The 26,521-nt window shown below is 71.1% G+C and carries 27 protein-coding genes; 7 read left to right on the forward strand and 20 right to left on the reverse strand.

From position 1 onward, the window contains the following. Positions 1–49: 49 nt before the first annotated feature. Complete coding sequence (locus ACZ4N5_RS19870) at positions 50–604, reverse strand: hypothetical protein (RefSeq protein WP_467758368.1); 555 nt, start codon at positions 602–604, stop codon at positions 50–52. A 190-nt stretch (positions 605–794) separates the two neighbouring features. After that, on the reverse strand, positions 795–1,781 hold the full coding sequence (locus ACZ4N5_RS19875; RefSeq protein WP_467758369.1) for a fibronectin type III domain-containing protein: 987 nt from the start codon (positions 1,779–1,781) through the stop codon (positions 795–797). 366 nt (positions 1,782–2,147) lie between these two features. Between ACZ4N5_RS19875 and ACZ4N5_RS19880 the strand changes: the two genes are divergently transcribed. Next, positions 2,148–2,858 (forward strand): glycoside hydrolase family 75 protein, encoded by a 711-nt coding sequence (locus tag ACZ4N5_RS19880; RefSeq protein ID WP_467758370.1) that lies wholly within the window; start codon positions 2,148–2,150, stop codon positions 2,856–2,858. Positions 2,859–2,947: 89 nt separating this feature from the next. Here the strand turns inward: ACZ4N5_RS19880 and ACZ4N5_RS19885 are convergent, their stop codons facing one another. Then, positions 2,948–3,712: an SDR family NAD(P)-dependent oxidoreductase gene (locus tag ACZ4N5_RS19885; RefSeq protein ID WP_467758371.1), complete on the reverse strand. Its 765-nt coding sequence runs from the start codon at positions 3,710–3,712 to the stop codon at positions 2,948–2,950. 162 nt (positions 3,713–3,874) lie between these two features. Here ACZ4N5_RS19885 and ACZ4N5_RS19890 point away from each other — a divergent pair, with 162 nt between their 5' ends. Next, positions 3,875–4,540, forward strand: a complete 666-nt coding sequence (locus tag ACZ4N5_RS19890; RefSeq protein ID WP_467758372.1) for a TetR/AcrR family transcriptional regulator — start codon at positions 3,875–3,877, stop codon at positions 4,538–4,540. Positions 4,541–4,613: 73 nt separating this feature from the next. On the opposite strand, the gene ACZ4N5_RS19895 is transcribed toward ACZ4N5_RS19890, so the two are convergent. From ACZ4N5_RS19895 to ACZ4N5_RS19935, 9 genes are all read right to left on the reverse strand, one after another. Next, positions 4,614–5,030, reverse strand: coding sequence for a PTS sugar transporter subunit IIA domain-containing protein (locus tag ACZ4N5_RS19895; protein WP_467758373.1), 417 nt, complete (start codon positions 5,028–5,030; stop codon positions 4,614–4,616). Continuing rightward, on the reverse strand, positions 5,023–5,622 hold the full coding sequence (gene dhaL / locus ACZ4N5_RS19900; protein ID WP_467758374.1) for a dihydroxyacetone kinase subunit DhaL: 600 nt from the start codon (positions 5,620–5,622) through the stop codon (positions 5,023–5,025). The genes ACZ4N5_RS19895 and dhaL overlap by 8 nt, the downstream gene beginning before the upstream one ends. 162 nt (positions 5,623–5,784) lie before the next feature. Beyond that, the gene (dhaK, locus tag ACZ4N5_RS19905; RefSeq protein ID WP_355854033.1) at positions 5,785–6,777 is read right to left on the reverse strand and encodes a dihydroxyacetone kinase subunit DhaK; all 993 of its coding nucleotides are present in this window, start codon (positions 6,775–6,777) and stop codon (positions 5,785–5,787) included. Between the two features lie 299 nt (positions 6,778–7,076). Beyond that, positions 7,077–8,258: an acyl-CoA dehydrogenase family protein gene (locus ACZ4N5_RS19910; protein ID WP_467758375.1), complete on the reverse strand. Its 1,182-nt coding sequence runs from the start codon at positions 8,256–8,258 to the stop codon at positions 7,077–7,079. Between the two features lie 463 nt (positions 8,259–8,721). Beyond that, positions 8,722–9,294: a TetR/AcrR family transcriptional regulator gene (locus ACZ4N5_RS19915; protein WP_355854024.1), complete on the reverse strand. Its 573-nt coding sequence runs from the start codon at positions 9,292–9,294 to the stop codon at positions 8,722–8,724. Between the two features lie 360 nt (positions 9,295–9,654). After that, positions 9,655–10,674 carry a Gfo/Idh/MocA family protein gene (locus tag ACZ4N5_RS19920; protein WP_467758376.1) on the reverse strand — a complete coding sequence of 340 codons (1,020 nt, stop codon included), beginning with the start codon at positions 10,672–10,674 and terminating at the stop codon, positions 9,655–9,657. A gap of 51 nt (positions 10,675–10,725) precedes the next feature. Further along, on the reverse strand, positions 10,726–11,646 hold the full coding sequence (locus ACZ4N5_RS19925) for an ATP-binding cassette domain-containing protein (protein ID WP_467758377.1): 921 nt from the start codon (positions 11,644–11,646) through the stop codon (positions 10,726–10,728). Positions 11,647–11,654: 8 nt separating this feature from the next. Beyond that, on the reverse strand, positions 11,655–12,731 hold the full coding sequence (locus ACZ4N5_RS19930; protein WP_467758378.1) for an ABC transporter permease: 1,077 nt from the start codon (positions 12,729–12,731) through the stop codon (positions 11,655–11,657). Beyond that, complete coding sequence (locus ACZ4N5_RS19935; protein ID WP_467758379.1) at positions 12,731–13,750, reverse strand: sugar ABC transporter substrate-binding protein; 1,020 nt, start codon at positions 13,748–13,750, stop codon at positions 12,731–12,733. The genes ACZ4N5_RS19930 and ACZ4N5_RS19935 overlap by 1 nt, the downstream gene beginning before the upstream one ends. 372 nt (positions 13,751–14,122) lie before the next feature. On the opposite strand from ACZ4N5_RS19935, the gene ACZ4N5_RS19940 reads away from it, so the two are divergent. Further along, positions 14,123–15,001, forward strand: coding sequence for a Cgl0159 family (beta/alpha)8-fold protein (locus tag ACZ4N5_RS19940; RefSeq protein WP_467758380.1), 879 nt, complete (start codon positions 14,123–14,125; stop codon positions 14,999–15,001). Between the two features lie 91 nt (positions 15,002–15,092). Here the strand turns inward: ACZ4N5_RS19940 and ACZ4N5_RS19945 are convergent, their stop codons facing one another. The 3 genes from ACZ4N5_RS19945 to ACZ4N5_RS19955 form a co-directional block, all read right to left on the reverse strand. After that, the gene (locus tag ACZ4N5_RS19945; protein ID WP_467758381.1) at positions 15,093–16,253 is read right to left on the reverse strand and encodes a Gfo/Idh/MocA family protein; all 1,161 of its coding nucleotides are present in this window, start codon (positions 16,251–16,253) and stop codon (positions 15,093–15,095) included. Positions 16,254–16,709: 456 nt separating this feature from the next. Continuing rightward, the gene (locus ACZ4N5_RS19950; protein ID WP_467758382.1) at positions 16,710–17,405 is read right to left on the reverse strand and encodes a type 1 glutamine amidotransferase domain-containing protein; all 696 of its coding nucleotides are present in this window, start codon (positions 17,403–17,405) and stop codon (positions 16,710–16,712) included. Between the two features lie 220 nt (positions 17,406–17,625). Next, positions 17,626–18,189, reverse strand: coding sequence for a PadR family transcriptional regulator (locus tag ACZ4N5_RS19955; RefSeq protein ID WP_467758383.1), 564 nt, complete (start codon positions 18,187–18,189; stop codon positions 17,626–17,628). Positions 18,190–18,271: 82 nt separating this feature from the next. On the opposite strand from ACZ4N5_RS19955, the gene ACZ4N5_RS19960 reads away from it, so the two are divergent. Both ACZ4N5_RS19960 and ACZ4N5_RS19965 read left to right on the forward strand, forming a co-directional pair. After that, a complete protein-coding gene (locus tag ACZ4N5_RS19960; RefSeq protein ID WP_467758384.1) occupies positions 18,272–18,664 on the forward strand; it encodes a nuclear transport factor 2 family protein in 393 nt (130 codons plus the stop codon). Between the two features lie 51 nt (positions 18,665–18,715). Continuing rightward, a complete protein-coding gene (locus tag ACZ4N5_RS19965; RefSeq protein ID WP_467758385.1) occupies positions 18,716–19,087 on the forward strand; it encodes a four-helix bundle copper-binding protein in 372 nt (123 codons plus the stop codon). Between the two features lie 54 nt (positions 19,088–19,141). Here the strand turns inward: ACZ4N5_RS19965 and ACZ4N5_RS19970 are convergent, their stop codons facing one another. Continuing rightward, on the reverse strand, positions 19,142–19,726 hold the full coding sequence (locus ACZ4N5_RS19970; RefSeq protein WP_467758386.1) for a histidine phosphatase family protein: 585 nt from the start codon (positions 19,724–19,726) through the stop codon (positions 19,142–19,144). A 353-nt stretch (positions 19,727–20,079) separates the two neighbouring features. On the opposite strand from ACZ4N5_RS19970, the gene ACZ4N5_RS19975 reads away from it, so the two are divergent. Together ACZ4N5_RS19975 and ACZ4N5_RS19980 are read left to right on the forward strand one after the other, a co-directional pair. Continuing rightward, on the forward strand, positions 20,080–20,301 hold the full coding sequence (locus tag ACZ4N5_RS19975) for a CbtB domain-containing protein (protein WP_467758387.1): 222 nt from the start codon (positions 20,080–20,082) through the stop codon (positions 20,299–20,301). A gap of 223 nt (positions 20,302–20,524) precedes the next feature. After that, complete coding sequence (locus ACZ4N5_RS19980; protein ID WP_467758388.1) at positions 20,525–21,715, forward strand: acyl-CoA dehydrogenase family protein; 1,191 nt, start codon at positions 20,525–20,527, stop codon at positions 21,713–21,715. Between the two features lie 299 nt (positions 21,716–22,014). Here ACZ4N5_RS19980 and ACZ4N5_RS19985 read toward each other — a convergent pair whose 3' ends face one another. From ACZ4N5_RS19985 to kdpB, 4 genes are all read right to left on the reverse strand, one after another. Continuing rightward, on the reverse strand, positions 22,015–22,791 hold the full coding sequence (locus tag ACZ4N5_RS19985) for a GNAT family N-acetyltransferase (protein ID WP_467758389.1): 777 nt from the start codon (positions 22,789–22,791) through the stop codon (positions 22,015–22,017). Positions 22,792–22,851: 60 nt separating this feature from the next. Beyond that, complete coding sequence (locus tag ACZ4N5_RS19990; protein ID WP_467758540.1) at positions 22,852–22,935, reverse strand: 50S ribosomal protein bL37; 84 nt, start codon at positions 22,933–22,935, stop codon at positions 22,852–22,854. A 25-nt stretch (positions 22,936–22,960) separates the two neighbouring features. Then, positions 22,961–23,770 carry an SDR family NAD(P)-dependent oxidoreductase gene (locus ACZ4N5_RS19995; protein WP_467758390.1) on the reverse strand — a complete coding sequence of 270 codons (810 nt, stop codon included), beginning with the start codon at positions 23,768–23,770 and terminating at the stop codon, positions 22,961–22,963. A 335-nt stretch (positions 23,771–24,105) separates the two neighbouring features. After that, on the reverse strand, positions 24,106–26,253 hold the full coding sequence (kdpB, locus tag ACZ4N5_RS20000; RefSeq protein ID WP_467758391.1) for a potassium-transporting ATPase subunit KdpB: 2,148 nt from the start codon (positions 26,251–26,253) through the stop codon (positions 24,106–24,108). Positions 26,254–26,521 lie beyond the last annotated feature (268 nt).

Consider the following 26,521-nt stretch of genomic DNA (forward strand, 5'->3'; position numbering starts at 1 on the left):
TCGCCGACCGGAGTCGACGGAACGGCCGCCCGTTGTGACGGACTCCGGATCAGAGCCGGTGGGGCTTGGACCGGCGGCGCAGGAACCACGCCGCCGCCACCGTGCCGGTCACGACCAGGGCCGCGCCGCCCACGACCGTGGCCGTGCCGTAGTCCTTCACGGCTCCGCCGAGCCCGCCCATGACGCCGCGCGACGGCGAGGGTGAGACCGTCGTCGAGATCGTGGGGGTCGCGGGGGCCGCGCTGGGAGCCACGATGATCGACTGGGTGCCCGCCGTCGTGCCGTCCTGGCAGACGACGATGACCGTGAAGGTGCCGGGGCCCACGCCTGTCCAGGACGCCGACTGGTTGTTGCTCGTCCCGGTGAGCGGCATCTGCCGCCCCTGGGCGAAGTTCGCCTGCCCGCTGGAGAGCAGCGAGGCATCACCGAAGCTGCTTCCGTTGCTCGGGCAGGCGCTGGTGGTGACCGAGACCGAGGTGCCACTGGTGCTCACGGAGATCCCGGAACCCCATGCGACGGCCGCCGGGGCGGCCAGGGCGAGCGGAAGCGCAGCGGTGGCGGCCACGGTCAGGCCGGAGCGGAGAAGTGTCTGAGTGGTACGCATAGGAACTGCCCTCCAGCGGCACGGTTGGCGGTGCATCCCATGCGCCGCCGAGGATCGGAGGGCCCGTGCTGCCTTCAGTGCGAGCCAATGCGCCCCGGGCCGGGCCCGCATGCGGACGGGGACCGGGCAGGTGACGAATTCCATCGTCCGGCGGACGCCGACGCAGCCGACAGCCGCTTTCCCGGCCGGTTCACCGCCGGCCCGTCGTCACGGAACGCTCCGCGGAGAATCCGCCCCAGGTGCCGTCGGGCAGCTTCGCCCGGATCCGTACCCGGTGTGCTTCGTCCGCCTCCCGGCCGACGAAGAAGCTGTAGGTGCAGGTGCCGCGAGGTGGGCTGCCACCCCACACGAGTGAGGTCACGGCATGTCCGTCGAGATCTATCCGGTACTCCGTGATCACTCCGTCGACCTCGGGCGCGGTCCATGCCAGGTCGATGTAGTACGCCCCCTCGCTCTGGTGGGTCGTCGCCCGGAAGCCGGTCGGCGCCGTGCCCCGGCCGTCGTCCGAGCCCGGGGCGGTGGTGATCCGGACCGTGCCGCTCGGCGGCGAGACGTTGTCCGCGGCGTCACGGGCCCGCACGGTGAAGGCGTAGGCCGTACCGGGCCGCAGCCCGGTGACGACGGTGGCCGTCTGCGCTCCGCCGACGCTGTGGATCTTCGAGGTGCCCTGGTAGATGTCGTACGAGGCCACGCCCCGCGCGTCGGACGACCTCGCCCAGGACAGCTGGACCGCCCGGCCGCCGACCGCCCTGCCGTGCGGGCGGCCGGGGCGGGTGGGTGGAGTGCCGTCGGCCGCGACCGCCGCCGGCGTGGTGGCCCGCACCGGTTTGCTGGGCGGCCCCGGCACACCGGCGGCGCTCCGGGCCCTGACCGTGAAGACGTACGGGGTGGACGGTTCGAGCCTGGTGATGTCCACCATGTGCTCCGAGCCGGGAACTTCCTTGACCTTGGTGGTGCCGCGATATACCTCGTAACGGGTGATCCTCGGGCTCTCGGCGACCAGGTTCCACATGACGTGCACGCTGGTGGCGCTCCCCGCGGCGGCGGTCACGCCCATCGGCGCGGCGGGCAGCCGTTCGCCCTGGCCGGGGGTTCCGGCGTCCCAACCGCAGGAGGCGAGCGCGAGCAGGGCGCCGCACACCAGCGCGCGCAGGACGGTGGGGGGAACGCGTCGCACGGGGTCTGCCCTCCCTCGACGGGATTGGTCTGTACCTATAAGACACGGGTGACGCAGCCACATCAAGAGGGTGGACGCCGTTGGCCGGACTGTTCCCGCGGTACGTATGCTGATCCCTGACGCGGTGTGAACTCGCCCCATTTTCAGGGGAGTTCCTGCCCACGGCGCGGAACGCTGTCGTCGCTCCTCCCGCGCCGACGCGTGCGGTCGAGTGGCCGGAGCCGGCTGAGGCTCGGGCCCTCGGCCGTGCGGCGCCCGCGGAAGTGGCCGTGCACCGTCCGGCCCCCTCCCGGTGGACGCACTGTCGGACGCCCACCAGATTTGGGCAAATGAGCGTCCATGTCCCCCAGGAGAAGGCCTCCCATCGTGCGTGTCCAGTCGCTGACGCTGGCCGCGGCCGCGGCAGCAGCCCTGCTCGCATCGGCCCCGGCGATGCTGTCCACCACCCCCACCACGGGCCGCCCCGGAAGCCCCGTCGTGCCCGTGCGGGAGGGCTCGGTCCGGGCCGCCGACCTGCTGGCGAAGCTCGGTGGCTGCGCCGCCGTCTCGAACGGGCGCTACCGCAGCGACGACGGCACCCGTGCCGAGATCCCGGTCTGCGGAACGCGGGGTGCCGTCTTCTGGACGGCGGACATGGACATCGACTGCGACGGCAGACCGGGCCCCCTGTGCAACAGCCGTACCGACCCGATCTTCTCCGAGTCCACGGCCTTCCAGCAGTCCGACGGCCGTTATCTGAGCGCCGAGACCCTGCCCTACATCGTCGTCCCGGCCGCCGGCGACGTCTGGGACTACCGGAAACACGGCATCGAGCCCGGCTCGGTGGCGGCCGTGATCTACCGGGACCGCGTCCAGTACGCCGTCGTCGGTGACACCGGCCCGCAGGACATCATCGGCGAGGCCTCGTACGCGACGGCCGCGGCGCTCGGTATCCGCCCCGATCCGCGCGGCGGCGGTACACCCTCCGGGGTCACCTACATCGTGTTCAAGAACTCGCGGGTGTCACCCATCGAGGACCACGCCGCCGCGCTGGCGGCGGGGGAGCGGCTGGCACAGAAGCTCCTGGACGAGGGCTAGCCGCCGAAGACCGGCGCCGGGCCGCCGCGACGGCGGACCCGCCGGTCCCCTGGCCACCCCGGATCGGCCATCCGTTCCCGGTCCGGCCGTCAGACCGCCGCCCAGCCGTTGTCGACGGGCAGGATCACGCCGTTGATGTTGCTCGCCGCGTCCGAGGCGAGGAACACGATCGCGGCGGCCTGTTCCGCGGCCTCGGCGAGCCGGCCGGCATTGCCCATGTACGCGCCGAGAACGGCGGGGCCCTGGGAGCCCGCCTCTATGTCCACGGCTATACCGGTCATCGTGCCGCCGGGTGCGATGGCGTTGGTGCGGATGCCCTTTTCCCGGTACATCACGGCGAGGGACTTGGTGAGTCCCACGATGCCGTGCTTCGAGGCGGTGTACGCGGCACCGGCGGCGCTGCCGCGCAGGCCCGCCTCCGAGGCGGTGTTCACGACGGTGCCCCTGCCGACGGCGAGCATGTGCGGCAGCACCGCCCGGGTGAGCAGGAACGGGGCCGTGAGGTTGACCCGGATGACCCGCTCCCACTCCGCGTCGCTGACCTCGGCCACCGCCGACATGCGGTCCATGATCCCGGCGTTGTTCACCAGCACGTCCACTCCGCCGAACCGCTCCACCGCCGTCGCGGTCACCCGGTCGACGACCGCCTGCTCGCTCAGGTCGCCCGTGACAGCCACGGCGCTGGCGCCGGCCGCCTCGATCTCCTCGACGACCTCCGCCGCGCCATCGGCGTCGAGATCGGCCACGACCACCCGCGCGCCCTCGGCCGCGAAGGCGAGCGCGGTGGCACGGCCGATGCCCGAGCCCGCGCCGGTGACGATGACGCTGCGGCCGTCCAGTCCAGTGGCGCTCATGACGTTCTCCCAGAGATGCGTACGGGTGCAGCCGAGGCGCCGCGCCGCCACAGTACGACTTAATGTCGCTGAATGACAGAAAGCCTCCGGAGGTGGTGACGGAGATCGCTAGAATCACCGCAGTCCCGGGCAGCATTCGCAGACGGAACCAAGGAGTCACCAGTGCCGGACGGCGCGATCGGCGAACACCCCGGCCGGGGCCGCGGCCGTACCGGGCGGCCACCGCTGACCGACGAGCGCAGGGCCGAGATCCGGCTGGAGATCGCCCGCGCCGCGGTCGAACTCTTCGTGGACCAGGGCGTGGCCGCCACCACCGGGGACCAGATCGCCCAGGCCGTCGGCGTGTCCGGGCGGACCCTGTGGCGCTACTTCCCGAGCAAGGAGAGCTGCGTCAGCCCGCTGTTCGCGGCCGGGATCGACGCGATCGCCGCGGCGCTGCGCGCGTGGCCCGCGAACGGTCCCCTGGAGGACGCCCTGGAGCGGGCGTCCACGAGCGCCGAGGGCCCGATGGCGAAACCGCAGCCGCCGAGGGTCCGCACACTGCTGAGGCTCACCCGCACCGAGCCGGGTCTGCGCGCCGTCTGGCTCCAGGCCCATGACGAGGCCGAGCCGGTGTTCGCCCGCGCCCTCGCCGATCGCGCCGGGCTGGGAGCCGTCGATCTGCGCTCGGAGATCCAGGCCGCCATGCTCAACGCGGCGCTGCGCGCGGCGGTCGAGCACTACGCGTGGCGCACCGATGAAGAGGAGCCCGACCCCGCGACGGCCCAGTCGGAGCTGGCGGCGACCATCCGCTCGGCTCTGACCGTCGCGGCGAAAGGCATCTCCTGATCCCGGTTCTCAGGCTTCCGGGTTCTCAGGCTTCCCCGTCCTCGCACTTCGCGCTTCTCAGACCTTTCGGTCCTCATACCTTCCGATAGCTGTACGCCTCCGCTGCCGCCGCCTCCACCGCCGCGAGGTCGGCGCCCGCCGACGCCGTGACGACCGCGGCCACCGCCCCCTCGACGAAGGGGGCGTCCACCAGCCGCGTGTTGTCCGGGAGTTCGTCGCCCTCGGCGAGCAGCGCCTTGACGGTGAGCACGGCACTGCCCAGGTCGGTGAGCACGGCGACCCCGGCCCCGTGGTCCACGGAGGCCGCGGCGGCGGCGATCAGCTCGGCGCTGGTACCGAGGCCCCCGTCCAGGGTGCCGCCCGCCGGGGCGACGGGAGCGATTGCGCCGCCACCGGCCAGGCCCGTCGCCAGCTCGGCGACGGACGCGGCGACGGCGGCGCTGTGCGAGACCAGAACTATGCCGACGAGTCGTTCCTCGGTGTCATTCACCGGCCGCCTCCACGAGTGCCGCGATCAGCAGAGCCGAGGACGTGGCGCCCGGGTCCTGGTGCCCGATGCTGCGCTCGCCCAGATAACTAGCCCGGCCCTTGCGGGCCTGCAGGGGCGTCGTCGCGACGGCGCCCTCCTCGGCGGCGGACTTCGCCGCGGCGAACGACTCGGCCAGCGCGTCGACAGCGGGCACCAGGGCGTCGATCATCGTCTTGTCGCCGGGCGCGGCTCCGCCTAGGGCCATGACCGCGTCGACGCCTGTGCGCAGCGCGTCCGTGAACTGTTCATCGGTGACCTCGGCGGCGTCCCCGAGCGCCTTGCCGGTCCGGCGCAGCAGGGTGCCGTACAGCGGCCCGGACGCGCCGCCGACCGTCGAGATCAGCTGCCTCCCGGCGAGCGTGAGGACGGCGCCGGGGGTGTCCGGAGCCTCCTTCTCCAGGGTGGCGGTCACGGCGGTGAATCCGCGCTGCATATTGGTGCCGTGGTCGGCGTCACCGATGGGCGAGTCCAGGTCGGTGAGCCGCTCCGCCTCGCGGTCCACGGACGCGGCGGTCACCGTCATCCAACGGCGGAAGAAATCGGCGTCGAGCACGTAATCTCCTTGCGTGGTACGAAAGTTGACCTGGTGCCGTTCGGCGGACGCCGGGCGGCAGCCGACCTCCCGTCGACCGGGCTCACCTCCACCGGTCCACGGGCCGGGATCACGTACCCCGGCCCGTCGACCCGTTCACGTACCCGGGCCTCTCGACCGGGTTCACACGCCCCAGCGCAGCCCCGGCGTCTTCACCGGCGCGTCCCACAGGCGCAGCAGCTCCTCGTCCACCTGGCACAGGGTCACCGACGCCCCGGCCATGTCGAGGGAGGTGACGTAGTTGCCGACCAGGGTGCGCGCGACGGGGATGCCCCGCTCGGTCAGCACCCGCTGCACCTCCGCGTTGAAGCCGTACAGCTCCAGCAGGGGAGTGGCGCCCATGCCGTTGACGAGGACCAGCACCGGATTGCGTGGTGCGAGGTCCTCCAGGACGGCGTGCACGGAGAAGTCGGCGATCTCGCGCGAGGTCATCATCGCGCGCCGCTCCCGGCCCGGCTCGCCGTGGATGCCGACGCCGAGCTCCAGCTCCCCGGGCGGCAGATCGAACGTCGGGCTGCCCTTGGCCGGAGTCGTGCAGGCGCTGAGCGCCACGCCGAAACTGCGGGAGTTCTCGTTGACCTGGCGGGCCAGTGCCTCGACCGCCTCCAGGGGTGCGCCCTCCTCGGCGGCGGCGCCCGCGATCTTCTCCACGAACAGCGTCGCGCCCGTTCCGCGCCGTCCGGCGGTGTACAGACTGTCGGTGACGGCGACGTCGTCGTTGACGAGGACCTTGGCGATCCGGATGCCCTCGTCCTCGGCCAGCTCCGCCGCCATGTCGAAGTTGAGGACGTCGCCGGTGTAGTTCTTCACGATGAACAGGACGCCCGCGCCGCTGTTCACGGCAGCCGCCGCCCGCAGCATCTGGTCCGGCACCGGTGAGGTGAAGACCTCGCCGGGGCAGGCCGCCGACAGCATTCCGGGGCCCACGAATCCGCCGTGCAGCGGCTCGTGTCCGGATCCGCCGCCGGAGACGAGGCCCACCCTTCCGGCGACCGGGGCGTCCCTGCGTACGATCACGCGGTTCTCGACGTCCACCGTCAGCTCCGGATGGGCTGCCGCCATGCCCCGCAGCGCGTCCGCCACCACCGTTTCCGCCACGTTGATGAGCATCTTCATGGGAACCTCCTGGTGAGAAGAGCCGCCGGGCCGGTGTCCGGTAGTGCCCACGTTAGGAGTGGGTCCGGCCGGACGTCGACCGCGACGCGGCGCCGCTTCACGGAGCGGCGGCCGACAGGGTCCGTGACCGTCCGTCGCGAACGTGACCGAACGGCCGGCCTGACCGGCCGGCGAGCGGAGCGGCGGTGCGAGAAGCTCACACTGGGAAGTATCGGCGTTCGGACGGCGATGGTCACGTGCGCGGACCTTCTTCGGTGAGTGCGCGTGCCGCACTCACCGGTTCCCACGACCCGGGCGTACTACTTTCCTGCGTTCTGCACCCGGAGGCTGCCGCGCTCGTTCTCCTTGAGCGAGCGGCCGATGATCAGGCGCTGGATCTGGTTGGTGCCCTCGAAGATCTGCATGACCTTGGCCTCGCGCATATAGCGCTCGACCGGGAAGTCGCGGGTGTAGCCGGCGCCGCCCAGCACCTGGACCGCGTCGGTGGTGACCTTCATGGCGTTGTCGGTGGATATCAGCTTCGCGATCGACGCCTCGGACTGGAAGGGGAGTCCCTCGTCCTTGAGGCGGGCGGCGGCGAGTGTGGTGGCCCGGGAGACCTGCACCGCCGCGGCCATGTCGGCGAGGACGAAGGCCAGTCCCTGGTGCTCGATGATGGGCCGGCCGAACGTCTCCCGCTCCCGCGAGTAGCGCAGCGCGTGGTCCAGCGCCCCCTGGGACAGGCCCGTGGCCACCGCCGCGATGCCGAGGCGTCCGCAGTCCAGCCCGGCGAAGGCGATCCTGAGGCCGTCGCCCTCCTCGCCGAGCCGGCGGTGGGCGGGGACGCGTACGTTCTCCAGGCGCACGGTGGCGGTGGCGGACCCGGTCAGGCCCATCTTCTGCTCCGGGGGATCGGCCACCACGCCCGGGGTGTCGGCCGGGACGAGGAAGCAGGAGATGGCGCGCGAGCCGGCGTCGGACGTACGTGCCATGACCGTGTAGAAGTCGGCGTGCCCACCGTGTGTCGTCCAGGCCTTCGCGCCGTTGAGCACATAGTCGTCGCCGTCCCGGACCGCCCGGGTGCGCATCGCGCCCGGGTCGGAACCGGCATGGGCCTCGGACAGGCAGTAGGCGCCGAGCAGCTCGCCGCCGAGCATGTCAGGGAGCCATTCCTTCTTCTGCTCCTCGGTGCCGAACGAGGCGAGGGCGAAGCAGGACAGCGCGTGCACCGAGACGCCGACGGCCACGCTCGCCCACACGGCGGCGATCTCCTCGAGAGCCTGGAGGTAGACCTCGTAGGGCTGGTCACCGCCGCCGAACTCCTCGGGGTAGGGAAGGCTCAGCAGCCCGGCCCGGCCGAGCGTGCGGAAGACCTCGCGGGGGAAGCGTTCCGCGGCCTCCGCCTCGGCGACGCGCGGGGCGAGCTCCTTCTCGGCGAGCTCGCGGGTCAGAGCGATCAGGTCGACGGCTTCCGGCGTGGGGAGCGTGCGGGTCGCGGGCATGGCATGTCCTCGGTGGTGGCAGTTTGCTGGACGATTTTGATACGCCAGGCGATACAACAGTATCGTTTTTGGTACCGCCAGGCCATGCCGTCCCCCGACGGATCCACCGGTCCACTGGTCCACTGGTCCGCTCACGCGTCCTGGACCTCGGGGGCTCGGGCCGGCTCCGCGCGCGGCTGCCATGGTCGGCCGACCTCGGTGCCGACTCGGTGCGCGTCCGGGGCCCGTGCGGTCGTGGGCTGCGGCTCGGCTTCGTGGGTGCGACGTACATCGTCCGCCGCTGCCGCCGGTCGGTCCTCGCCGATCTCAAGGAGCTCGCGGGGGATCGACGGCGTCCTCCGGGGCGCGCCCGTCCCGCGGTTCTCCCGTACTCCTGCCCTCGGCCGGCCGTCCCGGGTGGCCCGGGAGCCGACCTGGCGGCGGTCCTACGGGACTGGGCGTGGACGCGCGGGCCGTGCCGGGGTCAGGGTGAGACGGCGTGGACGATGAGAGACGCCAGCTCGGCGTAGGCCTCGGCGTCGTTCAGTCCGGTGCGTGCGGCGACCTCGCCGCGCTGGATCTCCTGCATGGTGGCGGCCACGACCTCGCCCACGAACGCGGCATGGACGTCACGGAACGCTCCGGCGGCCACGCCGTCCGCGATCAACTGCCTGATCCTGCCCGCGGCCAGGCGCGTGTTGGCCTCGTACACCTCGCGGGCCGGCTCGAACTGCGCCATGTCGTCGAGGAACTGCCGGGACAGCGGTCGCAGCTGCTGGGCGACCGCGTTCAGGTAGACCACCACGCGCTCGGAGGGCGCGGAGGTGTCGGCCACCCGCTTCTCGACGGCCTGGGCGGCCTCCCGGAAGTAGTGCTTCACCGCTTCCCGCACCAACTCCTGCTTGCTGCCCGCCAGTTGGTACAGCGTCGTCTTCGAGCAGTGCAGCCGCTCGGTCAGCTCGTCGAGGGTGAACGCCGCGAAGCCCTCCGCCACCAGCAACGCGACCAGCCGTTCGAGCAGGTCGGTCTGGCGCGCGGTACGACGTGTGGACGGCATGATCTCAGCGTAACCGTTCCTCCTTCAGCGTAACCGTCCCCCCTCCGGACGTGTGATCTCGGACGGGAGGAGCGTCGCCCGGGCCCGCAGGGAGGCGCCGCCGGGCGTCGGCGGGAGGTGCCGCCCGGGGCGGCGGGCGGTCCGGCCGCCGTCGACGACCGGATGACCGGTGACGTGGCTTCCGGCGTCGCCGAGGAGCCACAGCACGGCGCCGACGACGGCCCCGGGGCTGCCCTCCCGCGGCAGCGGGGTGTTGCCGCGCGGCTACGCGGCGGCGCGCCCGCCTCGGGCAGCGGACCGATGATCTCGCTGCGGAAGAAGCCGGGGACCACCGTGGTCACCCCGACGGGACGGCCCGGCTCAGCGGTAGAGGGCGGGGCGCTCGATCAGGCCGACCTCCGTGCGGCGGCCCTCGGCCTGGGCACGGACGCCCGCCTCGCAGACGGCCGCCGCCGCGTACCCGTCCCAGCAGCTCGGCCCGGTGACCTCGCCGCGCAGCGTGGCGTCGACCCAGGACTGCACCTCGCGGTCGTACGCCTCCACGAACCGCTCCACGAAGTCGCGGGCGATCGAACCTCCGCATCGTCCGGCCGAGTTGACCAGCATCCCGTGATTCTCGCCGATCCGTGCCGTGCCGTTCTCGCAGACGGCCTCGGCCTGCACCTGGTACCCGAAGCGGCAGTTGGCGTAGATCTCCACGTCCACGAGCACACCCCCGTCCGTCTCCATGACGACGAACTGCGGGTCCGAGAGCCCTGCGGGCGCGTTGCCGGAGGGCCGCGGCTTCAGCACCGTCACCGCGCTGATCTCCTGCGCGAGCAGCCAGCGGGCGACGTCCATCTCGTGCACGACGGAGTCGTTGATGAGCATCCGCTCGGTGAAGTACGGCAGCACATCGGCGTTGCGGTGCCGGTTGTGCAGCATCAGCGGACGGCCCAACTCCCCGCCGTCCAGAAGGGACTTGAGCTTCAGGTACTCGGCGTCGTAGCGCCGCATGAAACCCACCTGGACCAGCCTGTGTCCGAGCCGGAGTTCGGCCTCCAGTACACGCAGTGCGGAGGCCGCGTCCGGGGTGAGCGGCTTCTCGCACAGGACCGGCAGGTCGTGCTCGAAGGCGGTGAGCAGTGCCGCCTCGTGAGCGGGGCCGGGGGAGGCGATGAGCACGGCGTCGACGTCGTCCGCCGCCAGGGCCATGGCCGCGTCCGTGTACGCGGTACAGCCGGCGATGCCGTCGGCGAGTCCTTTGGCCCGACCGGCGTCGATGTCCACCACCGCGCTCACCCGCGCCCCGCTGACGACCTCGGTGATCCGGCGGACGTGGTCGGCCCCCATCCGGCCGGTACCGATGACGGCGACCCCGAGTGCTGCGTGCTGGGTCATGAGGTTCGGTGGTCCCTTCGATGATCGGGTGCCGCGGGAGCGGAGGAGACGTCAGGAGGCTCCATCGGGCGAGCCTGGCGCCGGTGCGGGTGCCCGGAGGTCCTCCGCCTCCGGGAGCTCCTGTACGTCGACCCCGCGCACCTGCGCCAACTCGTGCTTGAGTGCGGCGAGTTCGGCGCCGCCCGCCATGTGGTTGGTGAGTTCCTCCAGGCCGATCTCGCCGCGGTCGGCGCTGAGTTCGAGCGTGCCGAGCCGCAGCACGCTGAAATGGTCGCCGACCATGTAGGCGTGGTGCGGGTTGTGGGTGATGAAGATGACGCCGAGGCCGCGGTCGCGGGCGGCGGCGATGTACTTGAGGACGACACCGGACTGTTTGACGCCGAGCGCGGCGGTCGGTTCGTCGAGGATGAGGACGCGGGCGCCGAAGTGGACGGCGCGGGCGATGGCCACGGACTGGCGCTGGCCGCCGGAGAGTGTGCCGATCGGCTGGTCGAGGTCGTCGAGGACGATGCCCATGTCGCGCAGTTCCTCGTCGGCGGTCCGCTTCATCCGCGCGATGTCGAGGCGGCGCAGGGGCCGGCGCCCCTTGGTCAGTTCGGAGCCGAGGAAGAAGTTCCGCCACACCGGCATCAGCGGCACCGTCGCGAGGTCCTGGTAGACGGTGGCGATGCCTTTGGCAAGGGCCTCGCGCGGGGTGCTGAAGCGCACCGCCGTGCCGTCCACGAGGAACTCGCCCTCGCTGTGCTGGTGCAGCCCAGAGATGATCTTTATGAGGGTGGATTTTCCGGCGCCGTTGTCGCCGAGGACGCAGGTCACCCGGCCGGGGTGGACGGTGAGGGAGACATCGTGCAGGGCGCGGATATTGCCGTACGACTTGCCGGCGCCGCGCAGTTCGACGATCGCGGCGCTGCCGTCCCCGGGCGGGGTGTCCGGCAGGACGGCGCCAGCGGTTCCGGATCCGTTGCTGGTCATGGGTCGGTTCACCTCCGGGTCGCCGTGCGGCGGACCCACAGATTGACGAGCGTGGCGCCGAGCAGCATCACGCCGAGGAAGGCCTTGAACCAGTCGGGGTTCCAGCCGGCGTAGACGATGCCCTGGTTCACCATGCCGAACATGAAGGCACCGAAGACCGGTCCGATCGCCGAGCCGTAGCCGCCGGTGAGCAGACAGCCGCCGATCACCGCCGCGGCGATGTAGATCAGTTCCTGGCCGACGCCCTCGCCCGACTGGACGGTGTTGAACGAGAACAGTTCGTGCATGCCGACGAACCAGGCGCCGAAGCCGACCGTCATGAACAGCGTGATCTTGGTGAAGGTCACCGGCACGCCGACCGCGCGGGCGCTGTCCTGGTCGCCGCCGACCGCGAAGACCCAGTTGCCGTACTTGGTGCGCAGCAGTACCCAGGTGGCCAGGGCCGCGAAGACCAGCCACCAGACGATCGTGATCTTCACCTGGACGCCGCCGATGTCGAACGACGAGGCGAAGACCTTCTTCGCCTGGCCGAAACCGTCCATGTCGCTGATGTCGTCGGTGGCGACGTTGCCGGTGACCAGCTTGGTGACGGCGAGGTTCACGCCCTGCAGGATCAGGAAGGTCCCGAGCGTCACCAGGAAGCTCGGCAGCCCGGTGCGGACCATCATCCAGCCGTTGAACGCCCCGATCGCGAGCGAGACGACGAGCGCGACGACGACGCCCGCCCAGACGTTCATGGTCAGCTGGTAGCTGAGCATGCTCGCCGTCAGCGCCGAGGTGATCACCGCGACACCGGCGGACAGGTCGAACTCGCCGCCGATCATCAGCAGCGCCACGGGCAGGGCCATGAGCCCGATCGTCGACGACTGGTAGAGCACCGTCGCCATCGAGCTGCCGGAGCGCACCGAGGGCGCCGCGATCAGGAAGAAGACGAACACGGCGACGGCGCCGAGGAACACCCCGACCTCGGGCCGGGCGAGCAGCCGCAGCGCCAGGGGGCGCCGCGCCGTCCGCCCGTCGGTCGTCCGGGGGCCGGGAGCCGGCGGCGCGGTCACCGCCGACCCGGCCTTCCCGGCCGTACTCATCACCGAGTGCCCTTCGCGGCGAACTCGGCGACGGCGTCGACGTTGCTCTTGTCGACGAACGCCGGGCCGGTCAGCACCGGCTGCTCGCCGCCGCCGCTGTAGTTGCCGTTGTTCTTGTAGAGCCACAGCGAGTCGATCGCCAAGTAGCCCTGGAGGTAGGGCTGCTGGTCGACGGCGAACTGGATGGTGCCCTTGCTGATGGCGCCGGTGAGATCCTTGTTGAGGTCGAAGGTCGCGATCTTCGCCTTGCTGCCGGCGTCACCCACCGACTGCACGGAGGTCAGGGCGTACGGGGCGCCGAGCGTGACGACGTAGTCGATCGCGGGGTCCTGCTTGAGCTTGGCCGTGATCGTGGACTTCACGGACGGCATGTCGGTGCCGTTGACGTACAGGTTCTCCGTGGTGCCGCTGAAGGTCTTCTTCACACCGTCGCAGCGCTGGGTGAGGCCGATGTTGCCCTGCTCCTGGACCACGCAGACGGCCTTCTTGGCACCTTCCGCGTTCAGCTTCTTGCCGAGCGCCTCGCCCGCGACGGTCTCGTCCTGGCCGAAGAACTCCGTCAGGCCCAGCTTCTTCCAGTCACTGAGACCGGAGTTGAGGCCCACGACGGGTATGCCGGCCGAAGTCGCCTTGCCCACCACGTCCTTCATGGCGTCCGGCTTGGCCAGGGTGATCGCTATGCCGTCGACCTTCTGGTCGATCGCGTTCTGCACCAGGTTGGCCTGACCGCCCGCGTTCGGGTCGGCGGAGTAGACGAGCTTGATGTTGTCCTTGGCGGCGGCGGCCTCGGCACCCTTGCGGACGATGTCCCAGAACGTGTCGCCCGGCGCCTGATGGGTGACCAGGGCGACCGTCATACGAGGTGTGTTCGCCTTTCCCGCGGCGGCACCGTCCCCGCTCTCCTCGGACTTCTTGCCGCCCGAGCTGCTGGAGCAGCCCGCGGCGAGCAGTGCGGACGCCGCGGCCAGGGCCACGAGGGGGGCGATTCTCCGGGAACGGGGGTGGAACGTGCGATCCATCTTTCCAGCACCTCACTGTGCGACCGGGGGAGAGGGAACGGGGCGGTACGGGGCGCGGGGCCCGTGCGGGGTCCGGACCGGCAGGTCCGGGCTTGATCCGGTGGAGCGGCGGTTTCGTTGGGACCGGATACAAGTCCCTGTTGCACCCACCTGTCAATCCTTTGTTAAGACATCATTTCAGGAGCAGGTCCGAATGTCCGTACAAAGTCTTGACAGGTGAGAGTTGAACGTCCTACACCTGAGAGGTGCCGAGCGCCCCACTGTCCGCATCCCCTACATCCCCCGCATCAGGAGCATCACGCATGCCAGAGTCCGCCGTACCTTCGCGCACTTGACCCGGCCGACCGGCATCACCCCTGAACGGAGCACGACTTGAGCATCAGCATCCCCGATCTGGTCATGGTGCGCGCCCGGCACCCGGAGGCCATCGCCGAAGCGGCCGCCCGCCGGGTCCGCCGCCCGCTGATCGGCGACAGCGGCCGTTTGATGATCGTGGCCGCCGACCACCCGGCACGCGGCGCGCTCGGCGTCGGCGGCCACCGGTTGGCCATGGCCAACCGCGTCGACCTCCTCGAACGCCTCTGCCTGGCACTGTCCCGGCCCGGCGTCGACGGGGTGCTCGCGACGGCCGACATCCTGGAGGACCTGCTGCTGCTCGGCGTCCTGGAGGACAAGGTCGTGATGGGCTCCATGAACCGAGGCGGACTTGCCGGCGCCTCCTTCGAGATGGACGACCGCTTCACCGGCCACCGCGCCGAGGACATCGAGCGGTTCCGCTTCGACGCCGGAAAGCTCCTGCTGCGCATCGACTACGACGACCCCGGCTCCCTCGCGACCCTGGAGACCGGCGCCCGCACCGTCGACGCCATGGCCGCACGCCGACTGCCCCTGTTCGTCGAGCCGTTCATATCCCGCCGGGAGAAGGGCGCGGTCCGCAACGATCTGAGCGCCGAGGCCGTCACCCGCTCCATCGCCATCGCCTCGGGCCTCGGCGGAACCTCCGCGTACACGTGGCTCAAACTGCCCGTCACCAGCGACCCCGACGACATGGCCGAGGTCCTGGAGACCTCCACCCTGCCCGCCGTGCTGCTCGGCGGAGAGGTGGGCGCGGACCAGGAGGTCACCTACGAGAGATGGCGCAAGGCCCTCCGGTTGCCCACCGTGCAGGGCATGGTCGTCGGCCGCACACTGCTCTACCCCGCCGACGGCACGGTGGAGACCGCGGTGGACACAGCGGTCGCCCTCCTCTGACCCCCGAACCGGCAGCCGAGAGCCGCGCAGGCACCCGCACCCGAACGCGCCTCGAACCCCCGCAACAGTGCCCCCGCAGGGGTCCCGCGGATCACTCCGTGCCGAGAGTCACCCAGGTACCCGACTCCGCCGAGCGAGCCATGGCGTCGAGGGCGGTCGCACTGCGGACCGCGTCGACCGGCGTCGCACCGTACGGCCTGTTGTCGGCGACGGACCGCAGAAAGGTGTGCGCCTCGACGACCTTGAGATCGTCGTAGCCCATACTGTTGGCCGCGCCCGGCTGGAAGGCGGCGTATTCCCCGGCACCCGGACCGACGTACACCGTGCTGACCGGCTGGTCCTGGTACGTCGTGCCGCGGCTGACTCCGAGCTCGCCCATCCGACGGAAGTCCCAGAACACCGCGCCCTCGGTGCCGTGGATCTCGAACCCGTAGTTGTTCTGCTCACCCACCGAGACCCGGCACGCCTCCAGGACACCGCGCGCACCGGAGGCGAAGCGCAGCAGGCAGTTGACGTAGTCCTCGTTCTCCACGGGGGCCGGCTCGCCGCCCGTCGCGCGCGCGTGACCCGCGGTCGCGTCGGCCGGCCGGGCCCGCAGCGGCACGAAGACCGCGGTGTCCGCCGCCAGTGCGTCGATCTCGCCCAGCAGGAAACGGGCCAGGTCGACGCCGTGCGAGGCCAGGTCGCCGAGGACACCGCTGCCGCCCCGCTTCCGCTCGTAGCGCCAGGTCAGCGCGCCCTCCGGATGGGCCGCGTAGTCGCTGAGGAGGCGGATGCGTACGTGGGTGACGTCACCGATGGCGCCGGAGGCGATCAGCTCGCGGGCGGCCGCGACGGCGGGGGCATTGCGGTAGTTGAAGCCGACCGTGCCCCGGACACCGGCCTTGGCCACCGCGTCCGACACGGCCCGGGCGTCGTCGGCGGTCAGACCCACCGGCTTCTCGATCCAGATGTGCTTGCCCGTCTCGGCCATGGCCACGCCGATCTCACGGTGCAGGAAGTTCGGCGCGGTGATGCTCACGGCCTCGACGCGCGGATCGGCGGCGACCTCCCGCCAGTCGCGTACGGCGGTGGCGAAGCCGTACTGCGCGGCGGCCTCCTCGGCCCGGCCCGGTACCTCGTCGGCTACGGAGACCAGTTCGGGACGCAGGGCGAGTTGCGGGAAGTGGTGGAGCACACGGGCGTACGCCTGGGTGTGCACCCGCCCCATCCAACCGAACCCCACGACGGCGACACCGAGCGCACGCACCATGACTGCCCTTCCTCGGACCGGTCCGACGACCTCCCGGCTCACAGTGAAGCCCAATCCCGTCTGCGTGCCCAGCCGTATGCCGGCGGCGCGGCCGCCCCCCGGGCGAGCGGCCGTCCGCCGCCGGCTCCGGGCCGGTGAACCGCCGCGAGACGGATGTCGCGGCCTCGGCTGACTCGCCGTGGGCCGGTGACCGCGCCCAGGCGTACCCGGCGGCGAACGCGATCAGCGGCCGGCGCCTCCCCGTGCCGGACCGGTCAGGAGAGGGCCCATCGCCGCCGGTCCGGACCCCTCACGAGCGTCCCCATCGCCTCGGGCCCGGACCGTTCACGAGCGTGCCCCTCGCCTCGGGCCCGGACCGTTCACGAACGTGCCCCTCGCTTCAGACCGGGGTCACGTGCCTGCCGGTCCTCACCGGGACGGATCAACCAGAGTGCGCGGGCCGGGGCGCCCCGTGGCTCAGGACAGCTTCTTCAGCAGTTCCTCGGCGAGCGGGGCGGCGGAGGCCGGGTTCTGGCCCGTGACGAGATTGCGGTCGACGACGACCTTGGGGATCCACGGCTCGCCCTCCTGGAAGTCGACGCCCGCCGCGACGAGCCGGTCCTGGAGCAGCCACTTGGCCTTGTCGGCGAAACCGGCCTGGGTCTCTTCGGCGTTCGTGAACGCCGATACCCGGTAGCCGGCGAAGGAGTTGGTGCCGTCCTCCCCGGTGGCGGCCAGCAGCGCCGCCGGACCGTGACACACCACACCCAGCGGCCTGCCCGACTCCAGCGCGCGGGTGAGCAGCCGCCCGGACTCGGTGTCGGCCGAGAGGTCCTCCATCGGGCCGTGTCCGCCCGGGTAGAAGACGGCGGCGTAGTCGTCGAGGTTCACCTCCGACAGCTTGAGCGGCTGCCGCAGCTCGGCCATGGACGCGAGGGTGCGCTCGACGTTGTCGGCGCCTTCCTGGCCACCGTTGAACTCGGGCGCGAGGCTCCCCTGATCAACGGTCGGCACCACCCCGCCCGGCGTGGCGACGACGACGTCGTGCCCGGCCGCCTTGAAGACCTCGTAGGGGGCGGCGGCCTCCTCGGCCCAGAAGCCGGTGGGATGCCGGGTGCCGTCGGCGAGCGTCCAGTGGTCGGCGCCGGTCAACACGAAAAGGATCTTCGACATGGTGCGATTCTCCGAGGGTGCGAGTCCTGACGGCCTGGAAGGGATTCCGGTCGTACGCCCCTGACGTTCCGCATGTGGATCGGCAGAGTGGCGATGTACTCGACCGTATGCGGGCCGGGCATGGCTGACCAACAGGGAACCCGGTCGCGGTCACGGGCCGTCCGAGGGGACCGCGGGCACACCCCCGCCGACCGGGGCGGCGCCCGGAAGCCGCAACTGTCTAGCGGGCGACGGACGCGCGCTGTTCCAGGACGCGCAGCGCACGCTCCGCCCAGTCGATGTTCGCCTGCTCGAAGGCGCGTCCCCCCAGGAGAGTGAGATACGGGCCGACCCGCTCGGCCCCGGCGAGGTACTCCTCCTCGGTGCGCCCGTCGAGCAGGCGGGCGCCGATCCGGTCGTAGTGCGCCAGCTTGGCGCGCGCCCACTCCAGCCGCTCGGCGATCGCCGTCCGGACGGCGTCGACGTCCCCCTCGTCGAGGGCGTACACCTTGACCATCAGCTCGTCGCGGATCGCCGTGGGCCTCGCGGGCCCGGCGGTGAAGGCGGCCAGGACGTCGAGTCCCGCCGTGGTCAGGGAGAACAGCCGTTTGTTGGGCCGGCGTTCCTGATGCACGAGCCGGGCCTCGATGAGCCCCTCGGACTCCATCCGGTCGAGTTCCCGGTAGAGCTGCTGCGGGGTCGCCATCCAGAAGTTGGCCACCGAGGCGTCGAACCCCTTGGCCAGGTCGTAGCCCGACGCCTCGCCCTCCAGGAGCGCGGCCAGTACCGCGTTGCGCAATGCCATCCTGCAAGGCTAGACGGCATGCCCCCGCACGACTAATCTTATCCGCACCTAATCAATTAATTGAGTAAGAGAGGTGGGCGCAATGAACTCCTTCCGCAAGGCCGTGGAGGCCGGAGACCTCGGCGCGGTCGAGGAGCTGCTGGCCGACGATGTCGTGTTCACCAGCCCCGTCGCCTTCAAGCCCTACCCGGGCAAGGCGATCACCGCGGCCATCCTCCGAGGCGTCTGGCGTGTCTTCAGCGACTTCCGCTACGTCCGCGAGATCGCCGGAGCCGACGGCCGTGACCACGCGCTGGTCTTCACGGCCAAGGTGGGCGACAAGGAGATCAACGGCTGCGACTTCCTGCACTTCGACGAGGACGGGCGCATCGACGAATTCACGGTGATGGTGCGTCCGTTGACGGCGGCGCAGGCGCTCTCCGAGGCGATGGGCGCGCAGTTCGAGCAGATCTCCCGGGAAGCGGCCGGCGCGTGAGGCCCCTGCCCCGCACTGTTTGAACCGACTCCCTCCGGCTACCCGTCTGTTGTGACGACGACTTCACAGCAGGAGCTCTTCCGGTTCCTGGAGGACCGCTTCGCCTGCGCCCAGGCCTGCACCGAGTGTGCCCGCACCTGTGCGCTGCGCGCGAGCCTCCTGGATCCCGACGGGCCGAAGAAGCAGGAATCCGCACGGCGAGCCGGCGTCCTGTGTGCGGAGGCGTGCGAGGCGACCTGCAGTGTGCTGTCGCGCGAGCTGGGGCAGAACGAGAGGGGTATCCGCGCGCAGTTGGAGTGGTGCCGTGACGTCTGCCTGGAGTGCGCCGACGCCTTCGACGAGTGCCCCGGGGCCGAGTCCGCGGCGAAGACCTGTCGTGAATGCGCCCAGGCGTGCGCGGACTTCATCGCCACGCTGTGGTGAGGACGAGGGCGGCGCCGCCGGTCGGGGCGGTGGCGGGGGCAAGGGCCGTCCGGGTCAACTCGGTTCGGTCAGCGGGCGTCCGGCGCGGATGTTCCAGCGCCCCGCGCGCCCGCTCAACTCGGTGACGGTGAGCGGCGGCACGTCCACGCGCCAGAACGCCGACTCCGGCGCCTCCAGCACGCGTACCACCAGGGCCCGTACCACCTCGGGCTCCACCACCGCGACGGTGCGGCCGTCGAACTCGCCCGCCGCGTCGAGGCGTTCCGTCACCCGGTCGCAGAACGCCCGCACCGACTCCCCGTCGTGCGGCGCCGACGCGGGATCGGTGAGCCACCGCGCCACTGCCTCCGGCTCCTTCGCGCTCACCTCGGCCAGCGTCGCCCCGCGCCAGCGGCCCACGTCCAGACCGGCCAACTCCGGCGCCTCGACACCGTCGTCGAGCCCGAGCGCCTCCGCCGTCTGCCGGCACCGCACGGTGGGGGAGACCCACCGCCGGCTCGCGGCCGGTACCGCACCCGCGCCCGCCGCCGTCCGGGCGGCCCGCAGGCCCGCGGCGTCCACCGGGCTCCCGTCGTCGAAGCGGGCCTCGCGCAGCGCCTCGCTGATCGCCGCGGAGATCAAGATCACTCGGCTGGTCATGCCATCACTCTCATGCGTCGTGGACCGGGCTCATGCTCCGGGATCGTGCGTTGTGGACCGTGTCCGTGGCGAACTCCACGGCCCGGTAGGGCAGTTGTCGTGCTCCCCGGCGCTCGGGGCGCACATGGGTCGGGGTGTGCGCCCTTGGCCCCGAACCGGCTTCGCGGTACGGTCATGTGGATATTGACGACGGTTCGGCGGAAGCCCGGTGGAATTCCGGCACGGTCGCGCCACTGTAAGCCCAGCACTTGTCGCTCCGGCCAGGGGCGGTGGAGGCGGGCCAAGTCAGACCCGTGGCTGTCGTCCTGTGCACCACCGAGATGGGACGCGAGTTCCCCAGGAGGTTCTGCCCCATGGCGCAGTCCGTCGTTCAGCCGACCGCCACCCCCACCGCCGTTCCCGCCAAGCTGCCGATCGGCGCGATCGTCCCCTGGGCGGTCTTCTTCGGCATCCTGATGCTGGTCCTGCTCTACTTCGTCGGCGCCGAACAGGGCGCCACCTCTCTCGTGTCCGGCGAGAACGTCCACGAATGGGTTCACGACGCCCGCCACCTGCTCGGTTTCCCCTGCCACTGACGGCGACGGGACACGTACGAGCCACGATGTTCCGCGTCGGCCGGGAAACCCGGCCCGCGCGAGGGGGCGGTGCCCGGTCGACCGGGCACCGCCCCCTCGCGTAGGCCGGCACGCCCGCCACCACCCACCGCGGACCCGGCGTCCGCGTCATCGGCATTCCCAATTTCTGAAACACGTTCTACGGTGTGCGCCGTCAGGTCGGGCTCGGGGAGCAGGAGGCGCCGTGCATCTCGAATACACGCCGGAGCAGCAGCGGTTGCGGACCGAACTGCGGCTCTACTTCGCCGAGTTGGTACCGGACAACGCCTACGCGCGCTACGGCGATCCGGCGGCGCAGAAGCGCTTCTACCGCGAGACGATCCGGCGGCTCGGCGCGGACGGCTGGCTCGGGGTCGGCTGGCCCAAGGAGTACGGCGGTCGGGGCCTGAGCCCGATGGAGCAGTTCATCTTCTTCGACGAGGCGGCCCAGGCGGGGGTACCGCTGCCGCTGATGGCCCTCAACACCGTCGGACCGACGATCATGCAGTTCGGTACGGAGGAGCAGAAGTCGTACTTCCTGCCGAAGATCCTCTCCGGCGAGCTCGACTTCGCGATCGGCTACAGCGAGCCCGACGCCGGTACGGACCTCGCGGCGCTCAGGACCAAGGCCGTACGGGAAGGCGACGAGGAGACCGGCCATTACACGGTCGACGGCCAGAAGATCTGGACGACCAACGGCGACACGGCCGACTGGGTGTGGCTCGCCGTCCGCACCGATCCGGACGCCCCGCCCCACAAGGGCATCACCATGCTCCTGGTGCCGACATCGGACCCCGGCTACTCGTGCACCATCATCAACACGCTCGCCTCGCACGACACCACGGCGAGCTACTACGAGAACATCCGCGTCCCCGCCACGCGCCGGGTCGGTGAGGAGAACAAAGGCTGGCGGCTGATCACCAACCAGCTCAACCACGAGCGCGTCACCCTCGCGGCACACGGCACCATGGCCATCCGCGCCCTGCACGACGTCCAGCGCTGGGCGATGGAGACCAAACTCGCCGACGGCCGCCGCGTCGTCGACTTCCCCTGGGTGCGCCGCCTCCTCGCCCGGACGCACACCAGGCTCGACGCCATGAAACTCCTCAACTGGCGGATGGTGAACGCCGTCCAGGAGGGCACGCTCACCCCGCAGGACGCCTCCGCCGTCAAGGTGTACGGCTCCGAGGCGCGCCGGGACGCGTACGCCTGGCTGATGGAGATCGTCGCGGCCCCCGGTGTCCTCAAGGAAGGCTCCGCCGGCGTCGTCCTGCACGGCGAACTCGAACGCGGCTACCGGTCGGCCGTGATCTTCACCTTCGGCGGCGGGAACAACGAGATCCAGCGGGAGATCATCTCGTGGATCGGACTGGGGATGCCCCGGGTGCGGCGCTAACCGGATGTGACCAGCGGCCGGGAGGAGCACACCGAACCCGGCGAGAATCGTCCAGTCGGCGAGGGCGAGCGGGGCAGTGTTGAAACCGTTTGCAGAGGCGGCGTGCAGCTGATGGCGGCCATCAGCGCGGTGCCGAGACAACTGGACAATGGGCTCGCGCGGCACTCGGCACCATAGGCCGCCAAGGTCCGACCGGGCCCATTGACCCAGGCGTCCCGCCACTGGCGCCGTACCGGAGCTCCGGTCACCTCGGATCTCATTCCAGCGCGGGTCTCCGGGGTCGCGTGGTGATGCGGCTGCTATGCGGTGACGCGGTCGTGCCTCGCGGGACTTCCTGCCGCGTAGTGGACGTACTCGCGTTCCAGTCTGAATCCGGCCGTCCAGGCGAGCAGGCGGCTGGGGCGGTTGTCGCGGGAGCAGGACCAACTCGCGGTGTGACCGCGGGCCGCGATGTCTGCGCACAGGGCGGTGACGCAGGCGAGGGCGAGGTGTTCGCGCCGGTGCTCGGGCACCGCGACGCAGGCGATGTCCTCGTATGTGCTGCCCAGAAAATAGGCGCAGGCGATGGCCAGAACGCGGCCCTTGTGGAAGGCGGCCCAGCCGAGACCGGAGGCCGCGAGAGCGGCCGGTCCACCCCATGTGCCGTGGATCCAGGATGAGTCGGCGTCGAGTTCGGCGAGGGCCGGGGCGTGTTCGGGTGTGAGGCGTCGTACCGTCACGCCCCAGGGGAGGCGGGGTATCGAGGAGGGCGGCGTGCGGTGTACGTAGACCATGCGTTCCCAGGGGGTGACCTGGTCGAAGGCATCGGCGAGGGCGGGGAGGAAGCGGTCGGGTGCCTCGATGTAGCAGTCGGCCAGCGGTGTGAGGTCCCCGGCGGTGAGGGCGGTCGGGTGACCACGCAGCAGGGCGTGGTCGGCGCAGCGTACGGCGATGGCGCGTGGGTGTACCGCCCGGTCGGCCCACCATCGCCCGGTTCCGGTGGCCAGGGCGTGTTCGGCGAGGGCGGCGGGGCCGGGCGCCGCGGCGGGGAACCATCGGGAGAGGGCGGGAAGCTGGTGGGGGAGGAGCTGGATCACGAGGTCGCCTTTCACGGGGTGTGGGGCGGCCCCGGCATGTAGCGGGGCCGCCCCTGGGGCTCAGCGCTGACCGGCTCTGCGGCCGTGGTTCGCCTTCCTCTTGCGGCGGGCCTTCTTCTTGCGGGCGCGCTTCGACATGGGCATCAACTCCGTTGTGTGAAAGGGAACTTCAAGCGATGCGGCCGACGAGGAGGTCGGCGAGCTTGTTGAGGCGCTTGATCGTGCGGTCCTCGGTGGCGGCCGAGGCCGGTTCGACGCGCTCGGCACGGTCGTAGTACGCGCCGTTGACGATCTCGACGGCCGGGTCGCAGAGGCGGACCACGTTCGCGGCCCCCTCGGCCGGTGTGACGCCTTCGTGCGCGTACAGGGACAGCAGCGCCGTGTCGCAGATGCCGGGGTGGACGGAGACCGCGGTCACGCGCGGGTCGGCTGCGAAGACGGTGAGCGCCAGCTGTGACTGGGCGTAGGCGGCGAGCCGGGAGTAGCGGCGGGCGCGGTTGGGGTCGTTCCACTGCATGTTCGCGGTGCGGTGCAGGGAGGAGGAGACGTTGACGACCCGCCCGCCGGGGTCGGGGGTGAGCGCCGGCTCCAGCAGGCACGTCAGCAGATAGTGGGCGAGGAAGTTGACCTGGAGGGCGATCTCGTTGCCGTCGGCGGTGACGGTGTGCCGTTCGGGCGCCGCGATGCCCGCGTTGTTGACGAGGACGTCGAGGTGCGGGTGCTCGGCGACGACACGGCGCGCCAGGGACTCGACCTCGTCGAGGTGCGTGAAGTCGGCGGCATACGTGCGCAGTCGGTCCGCGCCGACGCCGGCGGTGGCGATGAGTCGATCCGCGGCGGCGCGCGCCTCCTCGGCGGTACGGCCGTGCAGCAGCACGGTGGCACCGCGTTCGGCGAGCTGTCGTGCGCTCTCGTAGCCGATGCCTGAGGTGGCGCCGGTGACGAGGACGGTACGGGAGGAAAGGGTGGAGTCGGGCATGGTTCATCCAGGGGTACGAGCACGCGCGCAGCCCCGGCGAGGGGGCGGCGCACGTGCGGGCAGGTGAGCAGGAAAAGGGGCGTCGGATCGGATCACGACGCCCCTCGGTTCGCGGACGGCTGCGTCAGAAGGACGCGGACGTTTCCGCGCAGCGCGGCACACGACGGAGCGGCCGAGCGGGACTCGGCGGCCGGTCGAAGAGGAGCCAGGCGCTGTTCACAGGCTCCATCGAAGCCGTTCCGTATGCCCCGGGCAAGCCGGAAGCCCGTTCTCTGATGCGCCTCTGACGTGCGCATACACACCCTTGACGGCCGGGGTGCGGGAGCGTGCGCGGCTCAGCCGAGACCCGGCACCCTGGAGATCAGCAGGTCGATCAGCTTGATACCGACGAAGGGCAGGACGAGCCCGCCGAGGCCGTACAGCATGAGGTTGCGGCGCAGCAGGTCGTGCGCCGACGACGGCGTGTAGCGCACGCCCCGCAGTGCGAGCGGGATCAGGGCGACGATGATGAGCGCGTTGAAGATGATTGCCGAGGTGATCGCGGACGTCGGGCTGTGCAGACCCATGACGTTGAGCGATTCCAGACCCGGGTAGGCGCCCGCGAACATCGCGGGGATGATCGCGAAGTACTTCGCCACGTCGTTCGTGATGGAGAAGGTCGTCAGCGCCCCCCGCGTGATGAGCAGTTGCTTGCCGATCTGGACGATCTCGATGAGCTTCGTCGGGTTGGAGTCCAGGTCCACCATGTTCCCGGCCTCCTTGGCGGCCGAGGTTCCGGTGTTCATGGCCACGCCCACGTCGGCCTGGGCCAGCGCCGGCGCGTCGTTCGTGCCGTCCCCGGTCATGGCGACGAGTTTGCCGCCCTCCTGTTCCCGTTTGATCAGCGCGAGCTTGTCCTCGGGGGTCGCCTCGGCCAAGTAGTCGTCCACGCCCGCCTCTTCGGCGATGGCGCGGGCGGTGAGCGGGTTGTCGCCGGTGATCATCACCGTGCGGATGCCCATGTGGCGCAGCTCGGCGAACCGTTCGCGGATGCCGTCCTTGACGACGTCCTTCAGATGAATCAGGCCCAGCACCCGCGGCCCGTTCCAGTCGTGCACGGCCACCAGGAGCGGGGTGCCGCCGGAGGCCGCCACGGAATCCGCCGACCTGCGCGCCTCGGGCGGGACATGGCCCCCGTACATCTCCACCCACTCGACGACCTGCTGGGAGGCGCCCTTGCGGATCGCGCACACCGCGCCGTTGTCCCAGCTCAGGTCGACGCCGCTCATCCGGGTCTGCGCGCTGAACCTCACCCACCTGGCATGGCTCAGCTCGCCCTCGGCAGGCGCCCGTAGTCCGTACCGCTCCTTCGCCAGTACGACGACGGAGCGGCCTTCCGGCGTCTCGTCGGCCAGGGACGACAACTGGGCGGCGTCGGCGAGTTGGCCTTCCTCGATGCCCGGCAGCGGCACGAACGCGGCGGCCTCGCGGTTGCCGAGGGTGATGGTGCCGGTCTTGTCGAGGAGGAGGGTGCCCACGTCGCCGGCGGCCTCGACCGCACGGCCGGACATGGCGAGGACATTGCGCTGGACGAGCCGGTCCATGCCCGCGATGCCGATCGCGGACAGCAGGGCGCCGATGGTCGTGGGGATGAGGGTGACGAGGAGGGCGACGAGGACGGTGGTGGACTGCGCGGCGTCGGCGTACTCGGCCATCGGCTGGAGGGTGACGACGACCAGGAGGAAGACGATGGTGAGCGCGGCGAGCAGGATGTTCAGCGCGATCTCGTTCGGGGTCTTCTGCCGGGAGGCGCCCTCGACGAGCGCGATCATCCGGTCGAGGAAGGAGTGCCCCGGGCGGGCGCTGACGCGCAAGACGATCCGGTCCGACAGGACGGTCGTGCCACCCGTGACGCCGCTGCGGTCGCCCCCCGACTCCCTGATGACCGGCGCGGATTCCCCCGTGACCGCCGACTCGTCCACCGCGGCGACACCGTCGATGACGTCGCCGTCGGCGGGGATGAGCTCGCCCGCCTCGACCAGGACGACATCGAGCGGTTTGAGGTCGGTGGCGGCTACGGCCTCGGTGTCGGCGTGGCGCAGATCGGTGCCGTAGCTCCAGTGGCGCAGGCGCAGCGCGACCGTGTCCGTACGGGCCTTGCGCAGCGCCTGTGCCTGCGCCTTGCCGCGGCCCTCGGCGACGGCCTCCGCGAGGTTGGCGAAGATCACCGTCAGCCACAGCCAGGCGCTGATCACCCAGGTGAAGACGGCGGGGTGGAGCACCGCGGACAGGGTCGTGAGGACGGCTCCCACGGAGACGACGAACAGCACCGGGTTCTTCACCAGGATCCGAGGGTGCAGTTTACGAAGTGCCTCGGGGAAGGACTGCACGAGTTGGGCGGGCTCGAACAGACCGCTCGGCGCGCGGCGTTTCGCTTCTCCCCTCGATTCGGGGGCGCGCTGTCGTCGGGTCGGCGGGGCCTGCTGGGGGGCGGCGGGAATCATCGGGACCTTCGAGCCTCGGTGGGAACCGGTACGAGCGCACCGGGGCACGCCGACGACCGGTCGAGCTGACACGGGAACGGGTGGGCGGCGGGCTCTGCGGTGCCTGGATCCCGGCACCGCAGAGCTGCGCACGGGCATCGGCGGCGCGATGACGACGACAACGCCGCCGCGTGCTCGGCCGCCGGGAGGCCGTTCGGACGCCCTCGGGCGAGGAAGGCGTCCGCGGTTGCTTCCGGGAGGGAAGCAGTCAGGCCACTGACGTCCGATG

The organism is Streptomyces sp. NPDC026500, from assembly GCF_055567635.1.

What these genes read in the sequence shown, in the direction of transcription:
- ACZ4N5_RS19870 (WP_467758368.1), bottom strand. Translation starts at nt 604, where the DNA reads ATGCGTACCACTCAGACACTTCTCCGCTCCGGCCTGACCGTGGCCGCC.
- ACZ4N5_RS19885 (WP_467758371.1), bottom strand. Translation starts at nt 3,712, where the DNA reads ATGAGCGCCACTGGACTGGACGGCCGCAGCGTCATCGTCACCGGCGCG.
- dhaK (WP_355854033.1), bottom strand. Translation starts at nt 6,777, where the DNA reads ATGAAGATGCTCATCAACGTGGCGGAAACGGTGGTGGCGGACGCGCTG.
- ACZ4N5_RS19910 (WP_467758375.1), bottom strand. Translation starts at nt 8,258, where the DNA reads ATGCCCGCGACCCGCACGCTCCCCACGCCGGAAGCCGTCGACCTGATC.
- ACZ4N5_RS19915 (WP_355854024.1), bottom strand. Translation starts at nt 9,294, where the DNA reads ATGCCGTCCACACGTCGTACCGCGCGCCAGACCGACCTGCTCGAACGG.
- ACZ4N5_RS19920 (WP_467758376.1), bottom strand. Translation starts at nt 10,674, where the DNA reads ATGACCCAGCACGCAGCACTCGGGGTCGCCGTCATCGGTACCGGCCGG.
- ACZ4N5_RS19925 (WP_467758377.1), bottom strand. Translation starts at nt 11,646, where the DNA reads ATGACCAGCAACGGATCCGGAACCGCTGGCGCCGTCCTGCCGGACACC.
- ACZ4N5_RS19930 (WP_467758378.1), bottom strand. Translation starts at nt 12,731, where the DNA reads ATGAGTACGGCCGGGAAGGCCGGGTCGGCGGTGACCGCGCCGCCGGCT.
- ACZ4N5_RS19935 (WP_467758379.1), bottom strand. Translation starts at nt 13,750, where the DNA reads ATGGATCGCACGTTCCACCCCCGTTCCCGGAGAATCGCCCCCCTCGTG.
- ACZ4N5_RS19945 (WP_467758381.1), bottom strand. Translation starts at nt 16,253, where the DNA reads ATGGTGCGTGCGCTCGGTGTCGCCGTCGTGGGGTTCGGTTGGATGGGG.
- ACZ4N5_RS19950 (WP_467758382.1), bottom strand. Translation starts at nt 17,405, where the DNA reads ATGTCGAAGATCCTTTTCGTGTTGACCGGCGCCGACCACTGGACGCTC.
- ACZ4N5_RS19955 (WP_467758383.1), bottom strand. Translation starts at nt 18,189, where the DNA reads ATGGCATTGCGCAACGCGGTACTGGCCGCGCTCCTGGAGGGCGAGGCG.
- ACZ4N5_RS19960 (WP_467758384.1), top strand. Translation starts at nt 18,272, where the DNA reads ATGAACTCCTTCCGCAAGGCCGTGGAGGCCGGAGACCTCGGCGCGGTC.
- ACZ4N5_RS19970 (WP_467758386.1), bottom strand. Translation starts at nt 19,726, where the DNA reads ATGACCAGCCGAGTGATCTTGATCTCCGCGGCGATCAGCGAGGCGCTG.
- ACZ4N5_RS19975 (WP_467758387.1), top strand. Translation starts at nt 20,080, where the DNA reads ATGGCGCAGTCCGTCGTTCAGCCGACCGCCACCCCCACCGCCGTTCCC.
- ACZ4N5_RS19990 (WP_467758540.1), bottom strand. Translation starts at nt 22,935, where the DNA reads ATGCCCATGTCGAAGCGCGCCCGCAAGAAGAAGGCCCGCCGCAAGAGG.
- ACZ4N5_RS19995 (WP_467758390.1), bottom strand. Translation starts at nt 23,770, where the DNA reads ATGCCCGACTCCACCCTTTCCTCCCGTACCGTCCTCGTCACCGGCGCC.
- kdpB (WP_467758391.1), bottom strand. Translation starts at nt 26,253, where the DNA reads ATGATTCCCGCCGCCCCCCAGCAGGCCCCGCCGACCCGACGACAGCGC.